We start from the raw sequence: 19,982 nt of genomic DNA on the forward strand, positions 1-19,982 counted from the left end.
AGGAGATGCGTCTTACCCAACATTCCGACTATGCCCTGCGCGCCCTGATCTTTCTGGCGGCCAACCCTGACCGGCTGTCATCCATTCGGGAAATCGCCGAGCGTTACGGTCTTTCGGAAAATTATATGGTCAAGATCATCCATCGCCTTGGGCAGGGTGGGTTTATCGAGACGATCAGAGGCCGCAACGGCGGTCTGCGACTGGGACGTCCGGCGGACAGCATCCGGATTGGCGATGTCATTCGTTTTACGGAGGATGACTGCGCTCTGGTTGCCTGCATGCACCCATCGGGGGAGCAGAATGGCGTACCCTGCCTGCTCATGCCTGACTGCACGTTACGTCATACGCTCGATGACGCGCTTGGAGCGTTTTTTGCCGTGCTGGATAACCGGACTCTCGCGGACATGGTCGGTCAGGGAGAGAGGCGAAAACTCACGTAGCCGGTGTGCGCTGCTTCGTAATGCCATATCAGTTGCGGCCTTACCGATAATATCAGGATTCTTTCTGCCTGATTTTTTTGTCTGGAGAGGATTTGCGGAGTGCTGCCTCGACCCCCGCCAAAGGCGTGTCTTTGGAAGCAGCCTGTTATCAAAAGTTGGGTCGAAGGGGAGTTGCGGTCCCTTGCGGGTGGGGGCAAAGCACCCACAAAGGCATTCTACTGGACCGCTGGCGTGAGAAGGGACGACAACTTCGGCAGAATCTCTATTGATATAGTATAACATTGCCTTTAGGGGTTTCTGCCATGCGCGTTCCCCTGCCTTCCGCCGCCATTCTCGCGATGTGTTTCGGCGTTTTGTTCTCTGGCGTTCTGTCTGTCTCTCAGGCCAGCGCGGAGAGTGAGGATGTGACGCGCATTGTGGCTGCGGAAAATGTCTGGGGCGATATCGCCGCCCAGATCGGTGGCCCGAAGGTCGTTGTGGACAGTATTCTCAGTTCGCCCGACATTGATCCGCATCTGTTCGAGCCGTCTCCGGCGACGGCGCGCGAGGTGGAAAAGGCCGATCTGGTCATCCTGAACGGGGCGGGGTTTGATCCCTGGATGGACCGGATGGCGCATTCCAAGTCCACGATCCGGGTCGCGCCGCTTGCAGACTGGCAGGATGGCGGAAACCCGCACTTCTGGTTCGATCCGGTCGTGGTCGATCGCGTCGCCCGGGACATCGCCCGTCAGCTTCGGCTGGATACCGGTTCATCGGGAGGTCTGGCGTCTTTTGAAAGTGACCTTGCCCGCCTGCAGACACGCATCGTTCGTCTGGGGCAGCGTGTACGCGGGATTCCGATCGCCGCGACCGAGCCTCTGCCCGGCCGTCTGACGGATGAACTGGGGCTGGTTATGAAAAACAGCGCCTTCCAGCTCGCCGTGATGAACGATGTCGAGCCGGGGCCAGCCGTTGTCGCGCAGTTCGAGAATGATCTGAAAAGCGGCCGGATCAGGCTGCTGATCTATAATCGCCAGACAGTGACGCCCTCTGCCTCGCGTCTGCTGGAAGTCGCCAGAAAGGCGGGCGTTCCGTGCATGGCCCTGACCGAGACATTGCCACCGGGATTGCACTGGCAGGACTGGATGACGCAGATTCTCGATGAACTGGAACGTCATCTTCTGAAATCCGACCAGCACTGATGCGGGCGGAGGCGATCATCTGCGAGGATGTAACCGTAATACGGAACGGGAAATCCGTGCTGTCCAGCCTCTCCCTGTCCATTCCCGCCGGGCAGTTCGTCGGCCTGTTTGGGCCGAACGGCGCGGGCAAGACCACCTTTCTGCGAGCCCTGATGGGGCTGCTGCCGCTTCAGCAGGGACGGATCAGCGTGCTGGGGAAGCCGCCCGGCGCAGATATGAGCGATATCGGTTATATGCCGCAGAACCGGAGCGCCAACGGCGCGTCGCTCACAGGGTGGGATCTGCTGGCGTCCGGTATGTCCGGAAATCGGTGGGGGCTGCCGTGGCTCTCCCGTGCCGACAGAATGATCATTCAGGAAGCACTGGAAAGCGTGGACGCCGGCGATCTCGCCGCACGGCGGCTTGGGGAGCTTTCCGGCGGCGAGAGACAGCGTCTTCTGATCGCGCAGGCGCTGATCGGTTCTCCGCGACTGCTGCTGCTCGATGAACCGCTGGCCAGCCTTGATCCGGTGCGGATGCGTGACATTGCCGAACGTCTGGGCGCGTTTGTGAGGCAGAGGGGCATGACCGTGCTCTGTTCCGCGCATGACATCAACGCCCTGATGGGGGTCATGGACTCGGTGATATATGTCGCTCGCGGCCATGCCCGGCTGGGACGCGTGGATGAGGTGATGACCACGGAGGCGCTTTCCGCGCTCTACGGCGCACCGGTTGAAGTCTGCCGCACGCCGTCGGGTCGTCTGCTGGTCAGCGCGGACGCTTTGTGATGACCGTTTCTCAGACCATGACCGGTCGTTCCGATGCTTGACTACGATTTCATGCGGATGGCGTTCGCCGCTTCTGTCTTCGTGGCGCTGCTGGCAGGGCCGGTCGGATGGTTTCTCGTCCTGCGTCGTCAGAGCTTCGCCGGGCATGCGCTGGCGCATATTGCCTTTGCGGGCGCGGCGGGTGCGGCGCTTGTGGGCTGGTCCCCATTGGTCGGGCTGTTCGGGTCCTCCATTCTGGCGGGTGGCGCGATGGGCCTGCCGGACCAGAAGGCCGCCGGACGGGACGTCGCCATCGGTCTCGTGCTGTCACTGGCCATGGGGTGTGGTGTACTGTTCCTGCATCTGATGACACGGTCCGCTTCCGTGGCGAACGCCCTGCTGTTCGGCAATGTGCTCGGGGTGAGTCCTCAGACGCTGGGCTCTCTGGCGGTTTTCACTCTGGCGGGTCTTGCCGGGTTGGCCGTCCTGTCGCGTCCGCTTCTGTTCGCCAGTCTGCAACCGGAACTGGCTGAAGCACGCGGTGTGCGGGTGCGGATGGTGTCCATCCTTTTCCTGATGCTGGTGGGCGCGGCGACAGCCGAGGCGGCGCAGATCACCGGCGTTCTGCTCGTTTTCACCCTGATGGTGGGGCCTGGCGCGACGGCGCATCGGCTCGGTCTCTCGCCGTGGGCCGGTCTCGTCTGCGCGACGTTGCTGGCGGTTGCCGAGGCGTGGGGCGGGTTGATGCTGTCATGGTGGACGGATGCGCCGGTTTCCTTCTGGATCGCCGTGCTCAGCACGCTGGCTTTTCTTCTCGCGGGCCTGATGTCTGCCGGACGGCGTAAGGTCTGAAATCTTTCGTCACGCTGACGCATGACGCCCTTTAGCCAGCGTGCCTTGCACAGGCAGTGGAAAATTGGGACAAGCGACATGATGGATCGGGTTGTTCAGAAGGAACGGCGAATGCGCGGAACCCTGTGGCGTATGTGGAGCGCGGCGGCGCTTGTTGGCGGGATGCTGTCGGGGTTGCCTGCTGTCGCTCTGGCGCAGGATGCTCCTGATGATGACAAGTCGTCCGCGCCTGACATGCATGCTCTGGCCTCGCGCTTCAACGCGACCCGGGTGAAGAAGGATTACAGCTACATTCACCGTCCCCCCGGTGACAAGGTTGTGGAACAGCCCGACATCGACCGTCTGATGTTCTGGACCAAGGATGGTCAGCCGGATGGTTACGCCCAGAGACGCGGTGACAGCGTGATCTATTATAATCCCGGTGGTCAGGCCGTGCGCGTCCAGCGGCTCGCGCCCGGTGAAGGCGACTGAACCGGCTTCCGACTGGCGGGAGTTTTCCGGGTGGCGCATGTCCGGCTCCTGATCTGATACTGCTCCGGCGCGGACAGAGCGGCGAACCCCATCAAACGGATATGAGTGATGCTTCTGCATATTCCCCAGGTTCTGACAGCCGAAGAGCTGGCGCAGTGCCGCGCCGTCATGGACACGGCAGACTGGAAAGACGGCAAGGTGACGGCGGGGCAGCAGTCGGCCAAGGCGAAAAACAACCTGCAACTGCCGCTCAACCATCCTGAGCATCGTGCGCTGGCTGATCTTGTACTGCGGGCGCTGGGGCGTAATCCGCTGTTCAACAGTGCGGTCATTCCATTGCGTGTCGTGCCGCCTCTGTTCAATCGCTATGATCCGGGCATGGAGTTCCGCGCGCATGTGGACAACGCCGTGCGGCCTATTCCCGGCTCGGGTGGGCTGCGTATCCGCACGGATGTATCCTCGACCCTGTTCCTCAATGATCCGGAGGATTACGAGGGTGGCGAACTGATCATCTACGACGAATCCGGTACAAGGGAGGTCAAACTCCCTGCCGGTGACATGATCGTTTACGACACGACGGTTCTGCATTCGGTTGAGCCGGTGACGGAAGGGACGCGGCTGGCCTCGTTTTTCTGGACTCAGTCCATGGTGCGGGATGAAAGCCAGCGGCGTATCCTGTTTACCCTCGATCAGCAGATCATGGATTTGCGCGCCCGGCTGGAGGATGACGATCCGGCCGTTCTCGGTCTGGTCAATGTGTATCACAACCTCATGCGACAATGGTGTGACGTGATGTAGCCCTGCGGGATCAGGGACTTTTCTTTTGGTGCGTGAGTGAGGTGATGGTTACAGAAGCGACGGCGCGGTTTTCAGACCGGCAGTTGGACAGGCTGTTCGAGGCCATTCTGGTCAATGACGTGGCGGAAGAGCAGGTCACTCTGCCGGAGACCGTTCCATCTCCTCTTGAGGATGATGTCGTCGAGGACTGTTTCGGAATCAGTCATGAACTCTGGGTGCGACAGGTGGATCGTCGGGCGCTGGCGGCGCTTGCCGGGCAGCTTGTTCTTTCGGCTGACATTGATGCGGAAGGGCGCGTAGCCTTCAAGCATATCCGTGCAAAATTCAAACACATGCGCTTTGCCTGCGTGCTGTACACAGCGCGACACCAGAGTCCGATCCTGTTCAAGAGTGTCACCACGCTGATGGGGCATGTGCAGGATGCCTTCCGGAATGGTCATTCCCTGAAGACCCGTCTTTATGCGCTGGTGCTGCGCCTGATGATCGTCACGCCTGTCTGGCGCCTGATGGAGAGAGAATTGTCCCGGATGAGGCTCGAAACGGGAGCAGCGTTTGAGCGATATCTGCGTGAACAGATCAGGATGCTATCCGACAGCCTGAGTGCAGACAGCATGACCGCGCATCCTTTTCATGCGCTTCGCAAGATCATCAGTCGGCAGGTGTCTTTTTTTGACGATTACAGAACGATTTTTCCAGACAGTCGTTCTGATGTGATGGCGCGTTATCTCAGCGACCTGAATGGTCGCATGGGTCGGATGCATGATGATCTCATTTTGAAACATGCAACAGGGGAGCAGGATTATCGAATCCATCGCTTCCCTCTTGACGTGGCCTTGCGGGAAAAGCTGAACAATCTGGTGCGTCAGTATCCGTTATAGGGCGAGCACTCTGATTGAGGTTCGGGAAGAGTGCTCTTTGTTTTCTGACGAAAACTTTGTTTTTTAGAAACACTCCTGATTTCCATGTAAGGAATGAGAAGTGTCTTCCGGTGCCCTGACTTTTTCCAGAGATGCAAAAATGCGGAATGCGCATGGGCCGGACGGCTGACAATCGGAGCTCTTCTTCTCGTGCAGAGAGATCCGGGCTTTCAGAAATGAAAATGATATCCCGACAATAATATTTTTTGAAAATTTTGACGTAGGTCTTCCTGTTTCTGTCCAGATATCCGCGTCAATGGTTTATCGCAAACAGAATCAATAAAAGAGGCTTATTTGATACGCCATTTTTTGTGTGGAGACGGATATTTTCTGTGGGCCGTGCGTGAGGTCTGCCTTCAGGTCTGAGCCGGTATCTTATCAAGGAAAACCGGAGAGAGTCACTTTGACTGGCCAGAATTTTGATGCCTGCCTGGATTTTGTTCGTACGGCTGAAGGTGGGTACAGTGAAGATCCAAAGGATCTGGGTAACTGGCTGCCTGATGAAAACGGTCGGAAAGGCGTCCTGATCGGCAGTCATTACGGCGTTTCCGCAGCAATGCTGGCATCATGGAGAAAGCCCCACCCCGTTTCTCAGGATGATATGCGCGATCTGGACCTTGAGACCTTTGATGCCATCGCCCGCTCCAGATTCTGGAATCCGCTGGTCTGTTCCGCTCTGCCCGCCGGTCTTGATCTCATGGTGTTCGACTTCGGATGGAATTGCGGTGTGTCCGCGTCCGCCCGCCTGTTGCAGCGGATGGTGGGGGTCACGATGGACGGATGTATTGGTCCGCAGACTCTCTCAGCGCTGAATCATATGAATGCCTCCGAACTGCTGCCGCAGATTGACCCGGAGAATCTGGCGATCCTGCACACTCGTCTCGGACTGCCAGCCAGCAGCGGTATCGGACCGGAAGTGAAGCGGGCTCTTGAAGGCCAGCAGATGATGGAACTGCTTCTTGTGCTCGTCCTGTCGGGTATGCAGGAACGTGAATACAGGGTGCGGGCCGGTTTTCGTCGCTGGGGGCGGGGATGGCTTGCCCGCACGAAGCGCCGCACCGAGACGGCGCTTGCCCTTGTCGCTGCCGCCAGAGGGAGAGAGGCAGGTCCGGCCATATTCTGAGCGTTTCCTGCGGAAAACACCGCTCCTTTAATGTCGGCGGCGATGCCGGGCCATTATTCTGTTCCGTATTGTGGTCGCGACCTGATTGACGGTTGCCACAATTGTTTTTCATGATGGTCTCATGACAATTCGTTCCTCTGGCGCCGTCGAAAGTCTCGCTCCCCTGTTGCACGCGCTGGCGCAACAGGAACGTGAGAGATCAGATGATGCAAAAACCCGGCGTCTTGCCAGAACGCTGGGTCTTGTCACGGCTGAATGCGCGACGGCGGTTATTGAGGGCGACAGGGAAGAGGTGGTCCGGAGTAGCGCCGGGTTCATCCGGGAGCTGGTCGCGATATGGGCTGATCAGGGGCTTGACCCCGATGCCGTGTGGACGGAACTGCACTGTCGGATTGAAATGGGAGAGTTGTGCCTGCGTCTGAGCCGTGCCTCCGGACCGCACAAGGGGCGACGCAAGGGACCGTGGCGGGTTGCGACCAGCAAACTGCCATAATGTCGTGAGACAGATAGCGGCTGGGGAGAGATGCGCTCAGGCCGGATACCGCTCCAAAAGTAACGCAGAGTAATGATCTGTTTCTGTTTTAAGAGAGCTTTCAGGACTCTTCGGCTAGGCATCCCTGAGACCTTTGATGAGGATGTAAAGAGCAGCCGTGTTGTGAGGATAAGCCCCCCAGTGTTCCGAGACAGGCTGTCTGGTGGCGTGGTTGCGTCTGATCGGGGCGCTGTCTGATGGCAGCCGCCCTTTCATTTGTGTCTGAGCATATTCCCGCATGGAATACCGTGCAGGTTGCGCTGGGAGAGGCCGTGCGGGCGGTTGTGAACACGCCGACATCGGCGCCTGCCCTGCTGGTGGAGCTGATTCTGGCCCTGTCCATTGTCAGCGGGTTCAGAAAAGGCCTCACACGGGAAATAATGGGACTGATCGCCTGGGCTGTGGCCGGCGTGGCGGCGATCAGATACCGGCATGTCTTTGTCGTATGGGCGATACCGACGATGGAGCCGGTGGAACTGGCAGATGGGATCGGGTTCGGTGTGATATTCTTTGGCGGTCTGGCTGTCGGCGCCCTTGTGTCCAGCCTTTTCGCCCACCTTATCAGAATCTCTCCTCTGGCCGGGCTGGACAAGCTTTTGGGCGGGATGTTCGGGGTTCTGCGGGGTGGAACGGTTATTGTGACCCTCTATATGGCCTCTCACTGGGTTACAGCCACGAATATGGTTGTGGCCGGACAGCGTGGCGATGGAACAACAGAGAACTCGATAACGACCGCGCTCTCCTATATTGCGCCCCTGATGTCGAGATTTGTGCCCTCAGACCTTGCGCGAGACGCTGGCTCGGGCCATGACCTCGGCGAGCCGGAAGACGTGCCCGGCGAGGCTTACCCAGAGAACCCCTGACGCGCCACGTAATCGGGTCTGCGTGGATGATGATCGGGGGAAGGATGAAAACTGATGTCCGAACAGCTTTCTCTCCGGCAGACGGCGGTGACCACCCATCCATGGGCTGACGACCGGCAGGAGGGGGATGACAAGTTCCACGAAGAGTGCGCCGTTTTCGGGGCATGGAACGTCGCGGATGCGGCGGCCATAACCGCTCTTGGCCTGCATGCGCTTCAGCATCGCGGGCAGGAAGCCTCCGGTATTGTCAGCTATGATGGAAAGAAATTTTCTTCCCATCGCGGTCTCGGTCTGGTGGGCGACGTCTTCCATGATACCCGGATCATGGCCGGTCTGCCGGGCGCCTGTTCGGTCGGGCACAACCGCTATTCCACGACGGGCGACACCCTGCTGCGTAACGTGCAGCCGTTATTCGCCGAGTTCGAGTTCGGTGGACTTGCCGTCGCCCATAACGGCAACCTGACCAACGCCCACGTTCTCCGCCGTGCGCTGATCCGTCGCGGGTGCCTGTTCCAGTCCACTACGGACACGGAAGTCTTCATCCACCTCATCGCCATCTCGCTTTACGCCACGGTCGAGGATCGCCTGATCGACGCGCTGAAGCAGGTGCAGGGCGCCTATTCGCTGGTCGTGCTGTCGCAGGATGCGCTGATGGGCGTGCGGGACCCGCTGGGTGTGCGTCCGCTGGTTCTGGGCAAGCTGCCGGGTGCGGCTGATGATGCGTCCGGCTGGGTGTTCGCCTCCGAAAGCTGCGGTCTGGATATCGTGGGCGCCGAGTTCGTGCGTGATGTCGAACCGGGCGAGATGGTCATCATCGACAAGACGGGCGTCCGTTCGGTCAAGCCGTTTGCGGCCCAGCGCTCCGGTTTCTGCGTCTTCGAATATATTTACTTCGCCCGTCCGGATTCGGTTCTGGATGGGATGCCGGTCTACAATGTCCGCAAACAGATCGGCGTCGAACTGGCCCGCGAGAGCGGAGTCGAGGCCGATGTGGTTGTGCCGGTACCGGATTCGGGCGTGCCGTCGGCGATGGGTTTCGCGCAGGAAAGCGGCATTCCCTTCGAACTCGGTATTATCCGCAATCACTATGTCGGACGCACCTTCATCGAGCCGACGGACCAGATCCGCAACCTCGGCGTCCGTATGAAGCATTCGACCAACAAGCCGATGCTGAACGGCAAGCGTGTCATTCTCGTGGACGATTCCATCGTCCGTGGCACCACGTCCCGCAAGATCGTCGATATGGTGCGCGCTGCCGGCGCTACGGAAGTTCATATGCGGATTTCGTCTCCGCCGACCAAACATTCCTGCTTCTATGGCATCGACACGCCGGAACGCAGCAAGCTGCTGGCGGCGCAGCATGACATCGCGACAATGGCGGAGCTGATCGGCGTGGATAGCCTCGCCTTCATTTCCCTCGATGGTCTTTACCGGGCTCTGGGCCATGAGGATGGTCGTGACGCGGAGCGTCGCCGTTATTGTGATGCCTGCTTTACCGGTGACTACCCCATCCCGCTTGTGGACCATGATCAGGAGTTCGGTCCCGGCACTGCCTGAGTCCAGCCGGGTTGGGTCTGAAATACCGGTGCGTCGCAACAGTCACATGCAACCGGCGCGCCTCTCAGGCGTAGGTCTCCCATGCTGATAGAACGTCTGGGTCTGAAAGTTCCGGTTCTGCAGGCCCCGATGGCCGGTGTTTCCACGCCTCGCCTCGCGGCTGCAGTTTCGGACGCCGGGGCGCTCGGTAGCCTTGGAATCGGTGCGATGACGGTGTCTGCCGCCCGTGACGCCATCCGTCAGACGAGGCAACTGACCCGCTGTCCGTTCGGCGTGAACGTCTTCTGTCACGTGTCCGTTCCGCTGCCTCCCGAAGAAGCGGCGGACTGGCTTCACTGGCTGGAGCCGGAATTTGAGCGCTTCGACGCTCGCCCCCCGGAAACATTGCGGCAGATCTATCCGTCCTTTCTGGATGGGACCGCCGTTCTGGACATGCTGCTTGAAGAACGGCCCGCCTGTGTGAGTTTTCACTTCGGTCTGCCCGATATGGCGGCGGTTCGGTCTCTCAGGGCCGCGGGGATCATGCTGCTGGCGAGTGTGACCAGTGTGCGGGAAGCCGAACTGGCGGAGCAGGCCGGAATGGATGTTCTGATCGCTCAGGGCTATGAGGCCGGAGGGCATCGCGGCGTCTTCGATCCTTCGGCTCCCGATGCACAGGCCGACACGAAGACGCTTCTCGCCACACTGAAGTCTGTGAGCGGACGGCCCCTTATCGCGGCCGGTGGTCTTATGACCGGTCGTGATGTGGTGCAGATGCTGGATGCGGGCGCGGTCGCCGGACAGCTTGGAACGGCGTTTGTCGCCTGCGATGAAAGTGCGGCGTCTCCTGCCTATCGTGCCGCCCTGAAGGATGGCGACAGGGTGGGAACCGCGATGATCACGGCGATTTCTGGACGTCCGGCCCGTGGCCTGCGTCAGAAATTTCAGGCGCTGGCCGATCACCCGGGTTGTCCGCAAGTGCCGCCTTATCCCTATGCGTATGATGCGGCGAAACAACTCGATGCCGCAGCCCGCGCTCGGGACGAATCAGGATATGGCGCGTTCTGGGCCGGGACGGGCGTGGCCAGTGTGCGACCGATGCCGGCGGCCCGGCTTGTGGAAACGCTCAGAGGGGAGATTGTCGGCACGGGCTGAAACCGGTCATGGCGTCGGCAGGCCGTCGCCATGCTCTGGACGTCGTTGCCGGAATGTTGAATATCCCGGATTATCTAATATCCTGCATGGGAAGAGGGCCTGTTCTGGGCTTGGGGTGGAAAAGACCTGATTATGGCGACTGACGCGGAAAAAAACGAAACGTTCCTGACCCTGCCCATAGAGAAGACTTCGGATTTCACTCTTGAAGATCTCGCCGACAACCATCAGGCGATGAATTATTTCCACAAGCATGGCGCGGCGACTGTCGAACATGCTTTCGCGCTGGCCAATATTCTGCACATGCACAAGCAGGTGAAGGAGGCGGCCTATTTCTACGGCCTCGCCTTCAATCTGCACTCCAAGCATCCGAACGAATTCCCGCTCGCCTCCTCCCTGTTGCAGGCCCGCCTGCTGTGCCTGCTCAAGGCCGGGATGAGCCCTCCCGAAGTTGAGCTGGCGCAGCTGAAAGCGCTGTCCCAGCCGATCTATGACTATATTCTTGGGATCGAGATCGCCTGGCGGCAGCATGACCCCAAGGCTGCGCTCGAACGGATGGGCAACTGCTTCGAAGCCTTCCACACGGGCGAAGAGGTGGATGTGCTCTATCTGGAGACGGCGCTGTCCGTCCTGCCGAAAGCAAAAATCCCGGCGCGGCCCGGTGCGGAGCAGATCATCCCGGCGAACATCTATCAGTACTGGGACCAGAACCCGCCTGCCGAAATCACGGATAACCTCGCCTACCATCAGGAATTGGAAGCGTTCGACGTCCAGATGTTCAACCGCGAGTCAGGCGCTGAGTGGCTCTATGACCATTATGGACGGGAAGCCCAGTCCCTTTTCCTTCAGGCCCGTCATCCCGCCGAGGCGGCCGATTTTCTCCGGGTGCATGTCATTCAGGAACTGGGCGGCTGGTGGCTGGATGCCGATGTCCGCATTGTCTCGCCGGAAACGCTGGAAGACTATGCCGCGCAGAAGCCGTCCCACGTCTTCTTCGTGACGGACAATTATTACGTCCATAACGACTTCTTCGGCAGCCGTCGGAACAGCCCGATCCTTGCGGACTGTCTGCTGTCACTTTATCGCAACAGCTACCTCTTCCGGGATCTGTATATCGCCTACAAAACCGGGCCGGGTGTGTTCAACCGTGCGCTCAACCGTCGTCTCCATACCGCCATCAGCAGCGGAAAACCGTTTGATCCCAGTGTGATGGTCCTGCGTGCGCCGGAATTCAACAGCATCATCCAGGATATGGACATGGCCTACAAGAAAGGCGGCAACTGGCACGCCGCCTGAGAGGTTTTTCCTCCGACCACCGGCCCGGAACTCATTTTCGGGCGTTGCTGCCGAGCGAAGCCGGGCGGGAAGCGTGGCAGAGCCCATGAATCTCCTTCCCATCGGCTGACTCGCCCTGTTTTTCCCGCTATACGGCCCCATGTTGAAGGTGGAACACCATTTTCGTCGTGTCCCGCCCTGTTTCAGATCGGAAAGAACAGTCGTATGGCCGGTTACCGCTCCCGCACCACCACCCACGGTCGCAATATGGCCGGAGCCCGCAGCCTCTGGCGCGCCACGGGCATGACGGATGCGGATTTCGGTAAGCCGATTATCGCTGTCGCCAATTCCTTTACCCAGTTCGTCCCCGGTCACGTCCATCTGAGAGATCTTGGTCAGCTTGTCTGCGAAGCCATCGCGGAGGCTGGCGGTGTCGGACGTGAATTCAACACCATCGCGGTCGATGACGGCATCGCCATGGGCCACGGTGGCATGCTCTACAGCCTGCCCTCGCGCGAACTGATCGCAGATGCCGTGGAATACATGGTCAACGCCCATTGCGCCGACGCGCTGGTCTGCATCAGCAACTGCGACAAGATCACGCCGGGCATGCTGATGGCCGCCATGCGTCTGAACATCCCCGTGGTGTTCGTCTCCGGTGGCCCGATGGAAGCCGGTCATGTGAAGGACGGCGAGATCGACAAGGCCATCGATCTGGTCTCCTCCATGGTCGCCGCCGCCGCACCCGGCGTCACGCAGGAAGAGTCCGACATCATCGAGCGCTCGGCCTGCCCGACCTGCGGTTCCTGCTCGGGCATGTTCACCGCCAACTCGATGAACTGTCTGACCGAGGCGCTCGGCCTGTCGCTGCCGGGCAACGGCAGTCTCGTCGCCACCCATGCCGACCGGCGTGAGCTGTTCCTGAAAGCAGGCAAGCTCGCCGTCGAACTGGCCAAGCGTTATTACGAGCAGGGCGACAGCAGCGTTCTGCCGCGCTCCATCGCCACGTTTGAAGCGTTCGAGAACGCCATGACCGTCGATATCGCCATGGGCGGCTCGACCAACACCGTGCTGCACCTTCTTGCCGCCGCCCATGAAGGCGAGGTGCCGTTCACCATGGCCGATATCGACCGGCTGTCCCGTCGCGTGTCGAACCTCTGCAAGGTCGCGCCGTCCAAGGCCGATGTGCATATGGAAAATGTCCATCGCGCCGGTGGCGTGCAGGCCATCATGGGCGAACTCGACCGCATGAAGCTGCTGCATAGCGGAATCCCGATGGTTCATTCGAAAAGCGTCTCTGAAGCGCTGGCGCAGTGGGATATTGGCGGCGAGACCGCGACCGATGAAGCCCGCACTTTCTACAAGGCCGCTCCCGGAGGTGTTCGCACCACGCAGGCGTTCTCGCAGGCCAGCCGTTACAAGGAACTGGATCTCGACCGTGAAAAGGGCGCGATCCGCTCCGGCGATCATGCATTCAGCAAGGAAGGCGGTCTCGCCGTGCTGTATGGCAACATCGCTGAAGACGGCGCCATCGTGAAAACTGCTGGTGTGGCCGAGGGTCTTCTGACTTTCTCTGGCCCAGCCCGTGTGTTCGAGAGTCAGGATGCCGCTGTGTCCGCCATTCTTGGCGACCGTATCAAGGCCGGTGATGTGGTGGTGATCCGCTACGAAGGACCGAAGGGTGGTCCGGGCATGCAGGAAATGCTCTACCCGACCTCCTACCTGAAATCGAAGGGGCTGGCCGAGTCCTGTGCGCTTATCACCGATGGTCGTTTCTCGGGCGGCAGCTCGGGTCTGTCCATCGGCCATATCTCCCCGGAAGCGGCGGAAGGTGGCGCGATCGGTCTGATCGAAGATGGCGACATCATCGAGATCGATATTCCGAACCGCGTGCTCAAGGTGGTGCTGCCGGAGTCCGAACTGTCAGCCCGCCGCCAGAAGATGGATGACCGGGGTGTTGAGGCATGGAAGCCGGTGCGTGAGCGTGTGGTCTCCACGGCGCTCAAGGCTTACGCAGCGCTGACGACCAGCGCGGCGCGTGGTGCTGTGCGTGATCTGGCGCAGTTGGATCGTCGTTCTTCTCGGTGAGAGGGAAGAGGTTTCATCCCGTCTCCCATAAGGGGACGGGATTTCTTTATTTCCGCTTTATATCCAGAAAGAAACAAAAACGACGCTCTTCAAAGCTTTTTGAAAAAAGCTTCACCAAAAACGTCTTGATGATTTGCTGAAGTTTCAGGGCGAGTTTCTTGAAATATCGGGATCAAAGGGACTGTGTCTCTTTGTGGGGTTCGGGGCAAAGTCCCGTGCGGATTCCGGTTTCTACCCCGTATACCGCTCCAGAAACGGCGCCGTCACACTCCCCTTCACATGCGCGACCGTGTGTGGCGTTCCTTCCGCCACGATGTGACCGCCTTTATTGCCTGCACCCGGTCCGAGATCGATCACCCAGTCACCACGCGCCACCAGACGCATATCGTGTTCGGCGACGATCACGGTGTTGCCGCCATCCACCAGTTCATGCAGATGATCCATCAGGCGGTCGGCGTCCGATGGATGCAGACCGGTCGTCGGTTCATCGAGAACGTAAAGCGTGTGACCACGACGCTGTTTTTGCAGCTCTGTCGCCAGTTTGATCCGCTGCGCTTCGCCACCTGACAGTTCCGTTGCAGGCTGACCGAGCTTGAGGTGTCCAAGACCGCCGCGCTGAAGCGTGGTCAGAGCCTGTGCAGGACCGGCATCCTCGGCAAAAAATGTGCAGGCGGCATCGACATTCATGTCGAGCACCCCGGCGATGGATTTGCCGCGATAGGTTACTTCCAGAATCTCAGGCCTGTAGCGCGCACCGTGACAGGCGGGGCACGGCGCATAAACACTGGGCAGGAACAGAAGTTCCACCATGGTCGATCCGGCGCCTTCGCAGGTTGGACAACGGCCCTTCGGAAGATTGAATGAGAAATGGCCTGCATCGTATTTGCGTGTCCGCGCCAGCTCGGTCCCGGCGTGCAGCTTACGGATGGTATCGAAAAGCCCCGTATAGGTCGCAAGATTTGAACGAGGTGTTCGACCGATGGGCTTCTGGTCGATCACCACAAGACGTTTGATGACTTCCAGCCCTTCCACAATACGGCCTTCCGGTTCGCCGGCATGCGCTGATGCGGCAAGCGTGTTCTCTTCCTCATCCATTTCGGACAATGCCTGACCAAGCGCTTTGGCGACGATTGTTGTGAGAACCTGACTGACCAGCGAGGATTTTCCTGAACCGGATACGCCGGTGACGGACGTGAACACGCCAAGCGGGAACGAAGCGGAAAGCCCGTTCAGATTGTTCCAGTTTACAGCATCCAGTTTCAACCATCCGGATGGATTGCGCGGTGTGTGGCGGACTTTCGATGTGGCGGCAAACACGTAATCCCGTGTTCGCGAACCCTCGATGTCTTTCAGCCCTGCGAGCGGCCCGGAATACAGGATCTCACCGCCACGCGTGCCTGCCTGCGGCCCGACATCCACGATCCACTCCGCGTTGCGGACGATATCGAGATTGTGCTCGACAAGAAAAAGGGAGTTTCCGGCGTTGCGCAGACGGTCGAGGGCGGTAAGCAGCGCCTGCGTATCAGCGGGATGCAGTCCGGCGGAAGGCTCGTCCAGCACATAGACCACGCCGAAGAGATTGGAGTGGACCTGTGTGCCAAGACGCAGGCGCTGATACTCACCGGGCGAGAGCGTCTGCACACCGCGATCCATTTGCAGATAGCCCAGTCCAAGATTTTCAAGAACGCCGATACGCGCAACCATGTCTTCGACAATGCGCCCGGCGGCGATGGCTGTCGCATCTTCGCCGGGGTTCGCGTCAACCGATGTTCGCAATGTCGCTGCGATGGTTTCCAGCGGCAGGGCCGTCATGGCCGCGATGTTGTAGCCGCCGAACGTCACGCGCAGCGCATCGGCGTTCAGTCGCTGGCCGTGACAGTCCGGGCAGTCGGTGGACGTCATGAACGCCTCGACCCGCTTGCGCATCATGGCGCTCTGCGAGTTGGCGAATGTCTGGAGAATGTAGCGGCGCGCGCCGGTGAATGTGCCCTGATAGCCGGGTTCCAGCCCACGGGCGATGGCGCGTTGCACCTGTTCATGCGTGAAACCGGGATAGACCGGATAGGTCGGCGTCTCGTCAGTGAACAGAATCCAGTCGCGTGTCTTTTTCGGCAGATCATGCCAGGGACAATCCACATCCACGCCCATGGTGATGAGGATGTCACGCAGGTTCTGTCCCTGCCACGCTGTCGGCCATGACGCGACGGCCCGGTCACGGATGCTGAGAGAGTCATCCGGCACCATGCTCGCTTCCGTCACATCATGGATGCGGCCCAGCCCGTGGCAGCGTTTGCAGGCTCCCATCGGCGTATTCGGCGAGAAGGATTCCGCTTCCAGACGCGTCATGCCTGCGGGATAGGTGCCGGCGCGGGAGTAGAGCATCCGTAGAAGGTTGGAGAGTGTCGTAATACTGCCGACGGATGATCTCCCCGAACTGCCGCCCCGCTGCTGCTGGAGCGCTATGGCGGGTGGAAGCCCATCCACACTGTCCACGTCTGGAACAGGCATTTGCTGGAACAGACGACGTGCATAGGGTGAGACGGATTCGAGATAACGACGCTGCGCCTCGGCATAGAGCGTGCCGAACGCGAGCGATGATTTGCCGGAGCCGGAAACGCCGGTGAACACGACAAGACTGTCTCGTGGCAGGTCCACGCTGATGTTTTTCAGATTGTGCTCGCGTGCGCCACGGACATGGACGAAGCCGTCATCCCGGCTCCGGATCAGGTCTTTCGTCTCGTTCGGCATGTCCATGAAGGCTCCGGTTTCAAAAGGCATGTGTTTTTCAGAGTGAATCAAAAGAACAGCATTATGTTGGCGGACTATGCTGCTCGGAGAACCATTCTTTGTAAATCAAAAGATTTTGATTATTCCTCAGAAGAACATGAAATCATGTATCTTTCCGCATGTCGGACAAAGTAAAACCTCTACACAGCGCTCTATCCAAGCTCGGGGTCCCTGAAGCGGCGGTTTGCCAGTACAGGCAGCACCTCACGGGTCGCGCGGATGCGCTCGGGGTCCACATCGGCGAAGATCAGGTCTGGTGCGATGCCTGCCCGAGCCACCGCCACGCCCAGCGGATCGACCATCATGCTGCACCCGATATTGCGAGGCCCGCATTCGCCGACGGCGGCCACGTAGCAGGTATTTTCCAGTGCCCGTGCGGTGACCATCACTTCCCAGTGCCATTCCTTGCCGGGACCCCGTACCCAGGCAGCGGGCACCGTCAGCAGATCAGCGCCCCGTACGGCCAGCGAACGGGCTATTTCGGGGAAGCGCACATCGTAACAGGTCATCAGTCCGACCTTGATATTGCCGACCTGCACGATGGGGGGGAGTTCCGTGCCGGGGATATAGTCGTTCGATTCCTTCATGCTGAAGGCGTCGTACAGGTGCAGCTTGCGATAACTGGCGACCAGACCGGACGCGTTGAGCACGATCTGGCAGTTATGGGTCAGAACCGGTTCGGCTGGCACGGCGATGCAGCAGATGACCGTCAGATCCTTGTCCGCCAGAGCGTCGATCAGACCGGTGACAAAGGGGCCGTCAAGCGGCTGCGCCGTACGCACGGTGATGCGGGGGTCGTTCATGTCGGCAGCAATGATGCTCTCCGGCAGAACAAGAAGCTTTGCTCCTTCCGCCGTCGCCTTGTCGATCAGCGACACGCACTGTGCGAGATTGGTGCTCCATTCCGGAGCAACAGCGAACTGTCCGAGAGCGACTTTCATGCAGGTGGTCCTTCTGATCCCCGAAAAGACAGCGGGGGATGTGGTGTCTCCGGTCAGGACTTTCTACGCTGCACTGGTATGGAAGGGCAAAATATCCGCTCTGCCTGTTCTGGGAGAATAGTCCGCATGACCGAAACGGCTCACCGAGTCTCGATCCGCTATTGCACGCAGTGCAACTGGCTCCTGCGTTCGGCGTGGATGGCGCAGGAACTGCTCTCCACGTTCGGCACAGACCTGTCGGAAGTGGCGCTGTGTCCTGATACGGGTGGCATATTCGAGATCAGGGTGAATGATGTTGTGGTGTGGGAGCGCGTGCGGGACGGGGGTTTTCCGGGTCCGAAGGACCTGAAGAAAAAGGTGCGCGACGTGATCGCTCCTGAGCGCGATCTGGGACATGTGGATCGGTAATGCCCGGGCTCACGGTCCGTTCGCCATCCGGCTCTATGGCCTGTGATGAATCATCTGATGGGGTATCGCGGCGATCCCGCGTGGCGGCCCCGTGTGACGGCGATATCAGTTCGGGCTGGTCAAACACTGCCAGCCGAGGTTCATGCCTGACCGGAGTGAGTCTGTTCTATCGGGATTCGGGGTGGCTGTTCCCGGCGCCGAGGAGGAGCGGGAACAGCACGGGTCGTGTGATCAGCCGAGCGCGCTGCCGGTCGAGATCGGGAATGCAATCAGGGTTTCGCTGGTGACACGGCCACATTTGTTGACAGTGACAGCGGAGTTGATGGTTGAAACTGTCTGCTGCAGAAGGCTGAGGGCGCCGCTTACAGACATGCTTGATCCAATGCTGTAGCCAATCTTCATGTCATTTCCGACATTCTGCCAGGCGCTGGCAATGGTGGAGGAGGATGCGTGGTTAAAATAGTCAGCGCCGACATTATACATTCCAGCAAGATAACCGGCGTAAGCGCCAATCATGCCGGAAAGCGAGACCTGGCTAAATCCGCCGCAGGCCGGACGCGGGTTATAGCAGCAGCCACCAGAAACCGTATTGAGTTCGGACAGTGAAAGTTCGCGCATGCCAGACATTTACTTTTTCCTTTTAAGTATTTGAGATTTTCTTACCGTTTCGTTGAGCTTTTTCTATCAGAACGTCTGGTTTCTACACAGATAATAGGTCGTTAATCCGATGTGTTTTGTGTTATTAGTTCATCAAGAAAGCGCCATAAAATCGTTACAGCGAATGGAGAAATACTTTTGAAACATTAACAATATCTTTATAACATCTTTCGTAATGGTATATTTTATCAATTGTTAACTTGAGAGCGTCATGTCCCTGATCATCTACATACTCGCAGCCTTCGTTGAAATTGCAGGATGTTTTTCATTCTGGGCCTGGCTGCGGGAGGGGCGTTCGCCGCTCTGGCTGCTGCCGGGATGCGCTTCGCTCGTGGCGTTTGCGTGGCTGCTTACGCTGATCAACACCGATGCCGCGGGTCGGTCCTATGCCGCCTATGGAGGCGTCTATATCGCGGTAGCGCTTTTCTGGCTCTGGAGCGTTGAAGGGGTCCAGCCGGATCGGGCTGACTATATCGGTGTTGCGTTGTGTCTTGCCGGCACCGCCGTCATTCTGCTTTCACCACACAACACCTGATGCCCCTTGCCATCCATGCCATCTTGTCGGACATGACCGGGCATGAGTTACGCTGTTAAGGAACTTTTCCATACATTGCAGGGCGAAGGCGGCCAGACCGGCCGCTCCGCTGTTTTCTGCCGTTTTGCCGGCTGCAATCTCTGGACCGGTCGGGAAACGGACAGGGAAAAGGCTGTCTGCCGTTTCTGCGATACCGATTTTATCGGCACGGACGGTGAGGGCGGCGGCCGTTTTGCGGACGCTGCCGCACTCGCCAAAGCCATCGCGGAGACCTGGGCGCTTCCGGAGCATGATCAGCGTTTTGTGGTGTTCACCGGCGGTGAACCGCTTCTCCAGCTTGATGCGGCGCTCATTGACGCGGTTCATCAGGAAGGATTCATGATCGCCGTGGAGAGCAACGGCACCATTGCTGCGCCCGAAGGCATCGACTGGCTTTGTATCAGCCCGAAAGCGGGTTCGGAGTGGGTCCAGAAAAGCGGTCACGAGCTGAAACTGGTCTATCCGCAGCCTGAACTGGACCCGGCGGACATGACAGATCTCGACTTCGGACAGTTCTGGTTACAGCCGATGGATGGGCCTGATCGCGTTGCCAATACCGAGTCTGTGGTCCGATACTGTCTTGATCATCCGCACTGGCGCCTGTCTCTTCAGACTCACAAGCTCATCGGGATTCCCTGACC

At 59.3% G+C, this 19,982-nt stretch carries 20 protein-coding genes; 17 read left to right on the forward strand and 3 right to left on the reverse strand.

All coding sequences use genetic code 11. From position 1 onward, the window contains the following. Nucleotides 1–5: 5 nt before the first annotated feature. The 14 genes from LKE90_RS15720 (at nucleotide 6) to ilvD (ending at nucleotide 13,974) form a co-directional block, all read left to right on the forward strand. Nucleotides 6–440 carry an Rrf2 family transcriptional regulator gene (locus tag LKE90_RS15720; protein WP_291491371.1) on the forward strand — a complete coding sequence of 145 codons (435 nt, stop codon included), beginning with the start codon at nucleotides 6–8 and terminating at the stop codon, nucleotides 438–440. Nucleotides 441–742: 302 nt separating this feature from the next. Next, nucleotides 743–1,621 carry a metal ABC transporter solute-binding protein, Zn/Mn family gene (locus LKE90_RS15725; RefSeq protein WP_291491370.1) on the forward strand — a complete coding sequence of 293 codons (879 nt, stop codon included), beginning with the start codon at nucleotides 743–745 and terminating at the stop codon, nucleotides 1,619–1,621. A 56-nt stretch (nucleotides 1,622–1,677) separates the two neighbouring features. Then, the gene (locus LKE90_RS15730) at nucleotides 1,678–2,388 is read left to right on the forward strand and encodes a metal ABC transporter ATP-binding protein (RefSeq protein WP_291491368.1); all 711 of its coding nucleotides are present in this window, start codon (nucleotides 1,678–1,680) and stop codon (nucleotides 2,386–2,388) included. A gap of 33 nt (nucleotides 2,389–2,421) precedes the next feature. Continuing rightward, complete coding sequence (locus LKE90_RS15735) at nucleotides 2,422–3,219, forward strand: metal ABC transporter permease (RefSeq protein WP_291491367.1); 798 nt, start codon at nucleotides 2,422–2,424, stop codon at nucleotides 3,217–3,219. A 111-nt stretch (nucleotides 3,220–3,330) separates the two neighbouring features. Continuing rightward, a complete protein-coding gene (locus LKE90_RS15740; protein WP_291491366.1) occupies nucleotides 3,331–3,690 on the forward strand; it encodes a hypothetical protein in 360 nt (119 codons plus the stop codon). 108 nt (nucleotides 3,691–3,798) lie between these two features. Next, nucleotides 3,799–4,488: a Fe2+-dependent dioxygenase gene (locus LKE90_RS15745; RefSeq protein ID WP_291491365.1), complete on the forward strand. Its 690-nt coding sequence runs from the start codon at nucleotides 3,799–3,801 to the stop codon at nucleotides 4,486–4,488. A gap of 44 nt (nucleotides 4,489–4,532) precedes the next feature. Continuing rightward, entirely contained in the window at nucleotides 4,533–5,366 is an 834-nt protein-coding gene (locus LKE90_RS15750; RefSeq protein WP_291501000.1) for a hypothetical protein, read from the forward strand. Nucleotides 5,367–5,808: 442 nt separating this feature from the next. Next, nucleotides 5,809–6,528 carry a glycoside hydrolase family 108 protein gene (locus LKE90_RS15755; RefSeq protein WP_291491363.1) on the forward strand — a complete coding sequence of 240 codons (720 nt, stop codon included), beginning with the start codon at nucleotides 5,809–5,811 and terminating at the stop codon, nucleotides 6,526–6,528. A 121-nt stretch (nucleotides 6,529–6,649) separates the two neighbouring features. Beyond that, on the forward strand, nucleotides 6,650–7,021 hold the full coding sequence (locus tag LKE90_RS15760; protein ID WP_291491362.1) for a phosphoribosyl-ATP pyrophosphatase: 372 nt from the start codon (nucleotides 6,650–6,652) through the stop codon (nucleotides 7,019–7,021). 236 nt (nucleotides 7,022–7,257) lie between these two features. Further along, entirely contained in the window at nucleotides 7,258–7,923 is a 666-nt protein-coding gene (locus tag LKE90_RS15765) for a CvpA family protein (RefSeq protein WP_291491361.1), read from the forward strand. Nucleotides 7,924–7,977: 54 nt separating this feature from the next. Next, entirely contained in the window at nucleotides 7,978–9,480 is a 1,503-nt protein-coding gene (purF, locus tag LKE90_RS15770) for an amidophosphoribosyltransferase (protein WP_291491359.1), read from the forward strand. 81 nt (nucleotides 9,481–9,561) lie between these two features. Next, nucleotides 9,562–10,614 carry an NAD(P)H-dependent flavin oxidoreductase gene (locus LKE90_RS15775; RefSeq protein ID WP_291491358.1) on the forward strand — a complete coding sequence of 351 codons (1,053 nt, stop codon included), beginning with the start codon at nucleotides 9,562–9,564 and terminating at the stop codon, nucleotides 10,612–10,614. A gap of 132 nt (nucleotides 10,615–10,746) precedes the next feature. After that, the gene (locus LKE90_RS15780) at nucleotides 10,747–11,907 is read left to right on the forward strand and encodes a hypothetical protein (RefSeq protein WP_291491357.1); all 1,161 of its coding nucleotides are present in this window, start codon (nucleotides 10,747–10,749) and stop codon (nucleotides 11,905–11,907) included. 204 nt (nucleotides 11,908–12,111) lie between these two features. Continuing rightward, entirely contained in the window at nucleotides 12,112–13,974 is a 1,863-nt protein-coding gene (ilvD, locus tag LKE90_RS15785) for a dihydroxy-acid dehydratase (RefSeq protein WP_291491356.1), read from the forward strand. 231 nt (nucleotides 13,975–14,205) lie between these two features. On the opposite strand, the gene LKE90_RS15790 is transcribed toward ilvD, so the two are convergent. Both LKE90_RS15790 and LKE90_RS15795 read right to left on the reverse strand, forming a co-directional pair. Next, nucleotides 14,206–16,728: an excinuclease ABC subunit UvrA gene (locus tag LKE90_RS15790; RefSeq protein WP_291491560.1), complete on the reverse strand. Its 2,523-nt coding sequence runs from the start codon at nucleotides 16,726–16,728 to the stop codon at nucleotides 14,206–14,208. 185 nt (nucleotides 16,729–16,913) lie between these two features. Further along, on the reverse strand, nucleotides 16,914–17,702 hold the full coding sequence (locus tag LKE90_RS15795) for a deaminated glutathione amidase (RefSeq protein WP_291491355.1): 789 nt from the start codon (nucleotides 17,700–17,702) through the stop codon (nucleotides 16,914–16,916). Between the two features lie 126 nt (nucleotides 17,703–17,828). Between LKE90_RS15795 and LKE90_RS15800 the strand changes: the two genes are divergently transcribed. After that, entirely contained in the window at nucleotides 17,829–18,110 is a 282-nt protein-coding gene (locus tag LKE90_RS15800; protein ID WP_291491354.1) for a SelT/SelW/SelH family protein, read from the forward strand. A gap of 231 nt (nucleotides 18,111–18,341) precedes the next feature. Here the strand turns inward: LKE90_RS15800 and LKE90_RS15805 are convergent, their stop codons facing one another. After that, the gene (locus tag LKE90_RS15805; RefSeq protein WP_291491353.1) at nucleotides 18,342–18,737 is read right to left on the reverse strand and encodes a hypothetical protein; all 396 of its coding nucleotides are present in this window, start codon (nucleotides 18,735–18,737) and stop codon (nucleotides 18,342–18,344) included. Nucleotides 18,738–18,978: 241 nt separating this feature from the next. Here LKE90_RS15805 and LKE90_RS15810 point away from each other — a divergent pair, with 241 nt between their 5' ends. Both LKE90_RS15810 and queE read left to right on the forward strand, forming a co-directional pair. Further along, nucleotides 18,979–19,302, forward strand: a complete 324-nt coding sequence (locus LKE90_RS15810; protein WP_291491352.1) for a YnfA family protein — start codon at nucleotides 18,979–18,981, stop codon at nucleotides 19,300–19,302. A 42-nt stretch (nucleotides 19,303–19,344) separates the two neighbouring features. Further along, nucleotides 19,345–19,980, forward strand: coding sequence for a 7-carboxy-7-deazaguanine synthase (queE, locus tag LKE90_RS15815; protein ID WP_291491351.1), 636 nt, complete (start codon nucleotides 19,345–19,347; stop codon nucleotides 19,978–19,980). Nucleotides 19,981–19,982 lie beyond the last annotated feature (2 nt).

Source organism: Acetobacter sp. (genome assembly GCF_022483985.1).
In the GTDB taxonomy this organism is placed as follows: Bacteria; Pseudomonadota; Alphaproteobacteria; order Acetobacterales; family Acetobacteraceae; genus Acetobacter.

Bases quoted from the DNA above. Each gene is read 5' to 3' on its own strand.
- LKE90_RS15720 (WP_291491371.1), top strand. From the start codon at position 6: ATGCGTCTTACCCAACATTCCGACTATGCCCTGCGCGCCCTGATCTTT.
- LKE90_RS15725 (WP_291491370.1), top strand. From the start codon at position 743: ATGCGCGTTCCCCTGCCTTCCGCCGCCATTCTCGCGATGTGTTTCGGC.
- LKE90_RS15735 (WP_291491367.1), top strand. From the start codon at position 2,422: ATGCTTGACTACGATTTCATGCGGATGGCGTTCGCCGCTTCTGTCTTC.
- LKE90_RS15740 (WP_291491366.1), top strand. From the start codon at position 3,331: ATGCGCGGAACCCTGTGGCGTATGTGGAGCGCGGCGGCGCTTGTTGGC.
- LKE90_RS15745 (WP_291491365.1), top strand. From the start codon at position 3,799: ATGCTTCTGCATATTCCCCAGGTTCTGACAGCCGAAGAGCTGGCGCAG.
- LKE90_RS15750 (WP_291501000.1), top strand. From the start codon at position 4,533: ATGGTTACAGAAGCGACGGCGCGGTTTTCAGACCGGCAGTTGGACAGG.
- LKE90_RS15760 (WP_291491362.1), top strand. From the start codon at position 6,650: ATGACAATTCGTTCCTCTGGCGCCGTCGAAAGTCTCGCTCCCCTGTTG.
- LKE90_RS15765 (WP_291491361.1), top strand. From the start codon at position 7,258: ATGGCAGCCGCCCTTTCATTTGTGTCTGAGCATATTCCCGCATGGAAT.
- purF (WP_291491359.1), top strand. From the start codon at position 7,978: ATGTCCGAACAGCTTTCTCTCCGGCAGACGGCGGTGACCACCCATCCA.
- LKE90_RS15775 (WP_291491358.1), top strand. From the start codon at position 9,562: ATGCTGATAGAACGTCTGGGTCTGAAAGTTCCGGTTCTGCAGGCCCCG.
- LKE90_RS15780 (WP_291491357.1), top strand. From the start codon at position 10,747: ATGGCGACTGACGCGGAAAAAAACGAAACGTTCCTGACCCTGCCCATA.
- ilvD (WP_291491356.1), top strand. From the start codon at position 12,112: ATGGCCGGTTACCGCTCCCGCACCACCACCCACGGTCGCAATATGGCC.
- LKE90_RS15790 (WP_291491560.1), bottom strand. From the start codon at position 16,728: ATGGACATGCCGAACGAGACGAAAGACCTGATCCGGAGCCGGGATGAC.
- LKE90_RS15795 (WP_291491355.1), bottom strand. From the start codon at position 17,702: ATGAAAGTCGCTCTCGGACAGTTCGCTGTTGCTCCGGAATGGAGCACC.
- LKE90_RS15800 (WP_291491354.1), top strand. From the start codon at position 17,829: ATGACCGAAACGGCTCACCGAGTCTCGATCCGCTATTGCACGCAGTGC.
- LKE90_RS15805 (WP_291491353.1), bottom strand. From the start codon at position 18,737: ATGTCTGGCATGCGCGAACTTTCACTGTCCGAACTCAATACGGTTTCT.
- LKE90_RS15810 (WP_291491352.1), top strand. From the start codon at position 18,979: ATGTCCCTGATCATCTACATACTCGCAGCCTTCGTTGAAATTGCAGGA.
- queE (WP_291491351.1), top strand. From the start codon at position 19,345: ATGAGTTACGCTGTTAAGGAACTTTTCCATACATTGCAGGGCGAAGGC.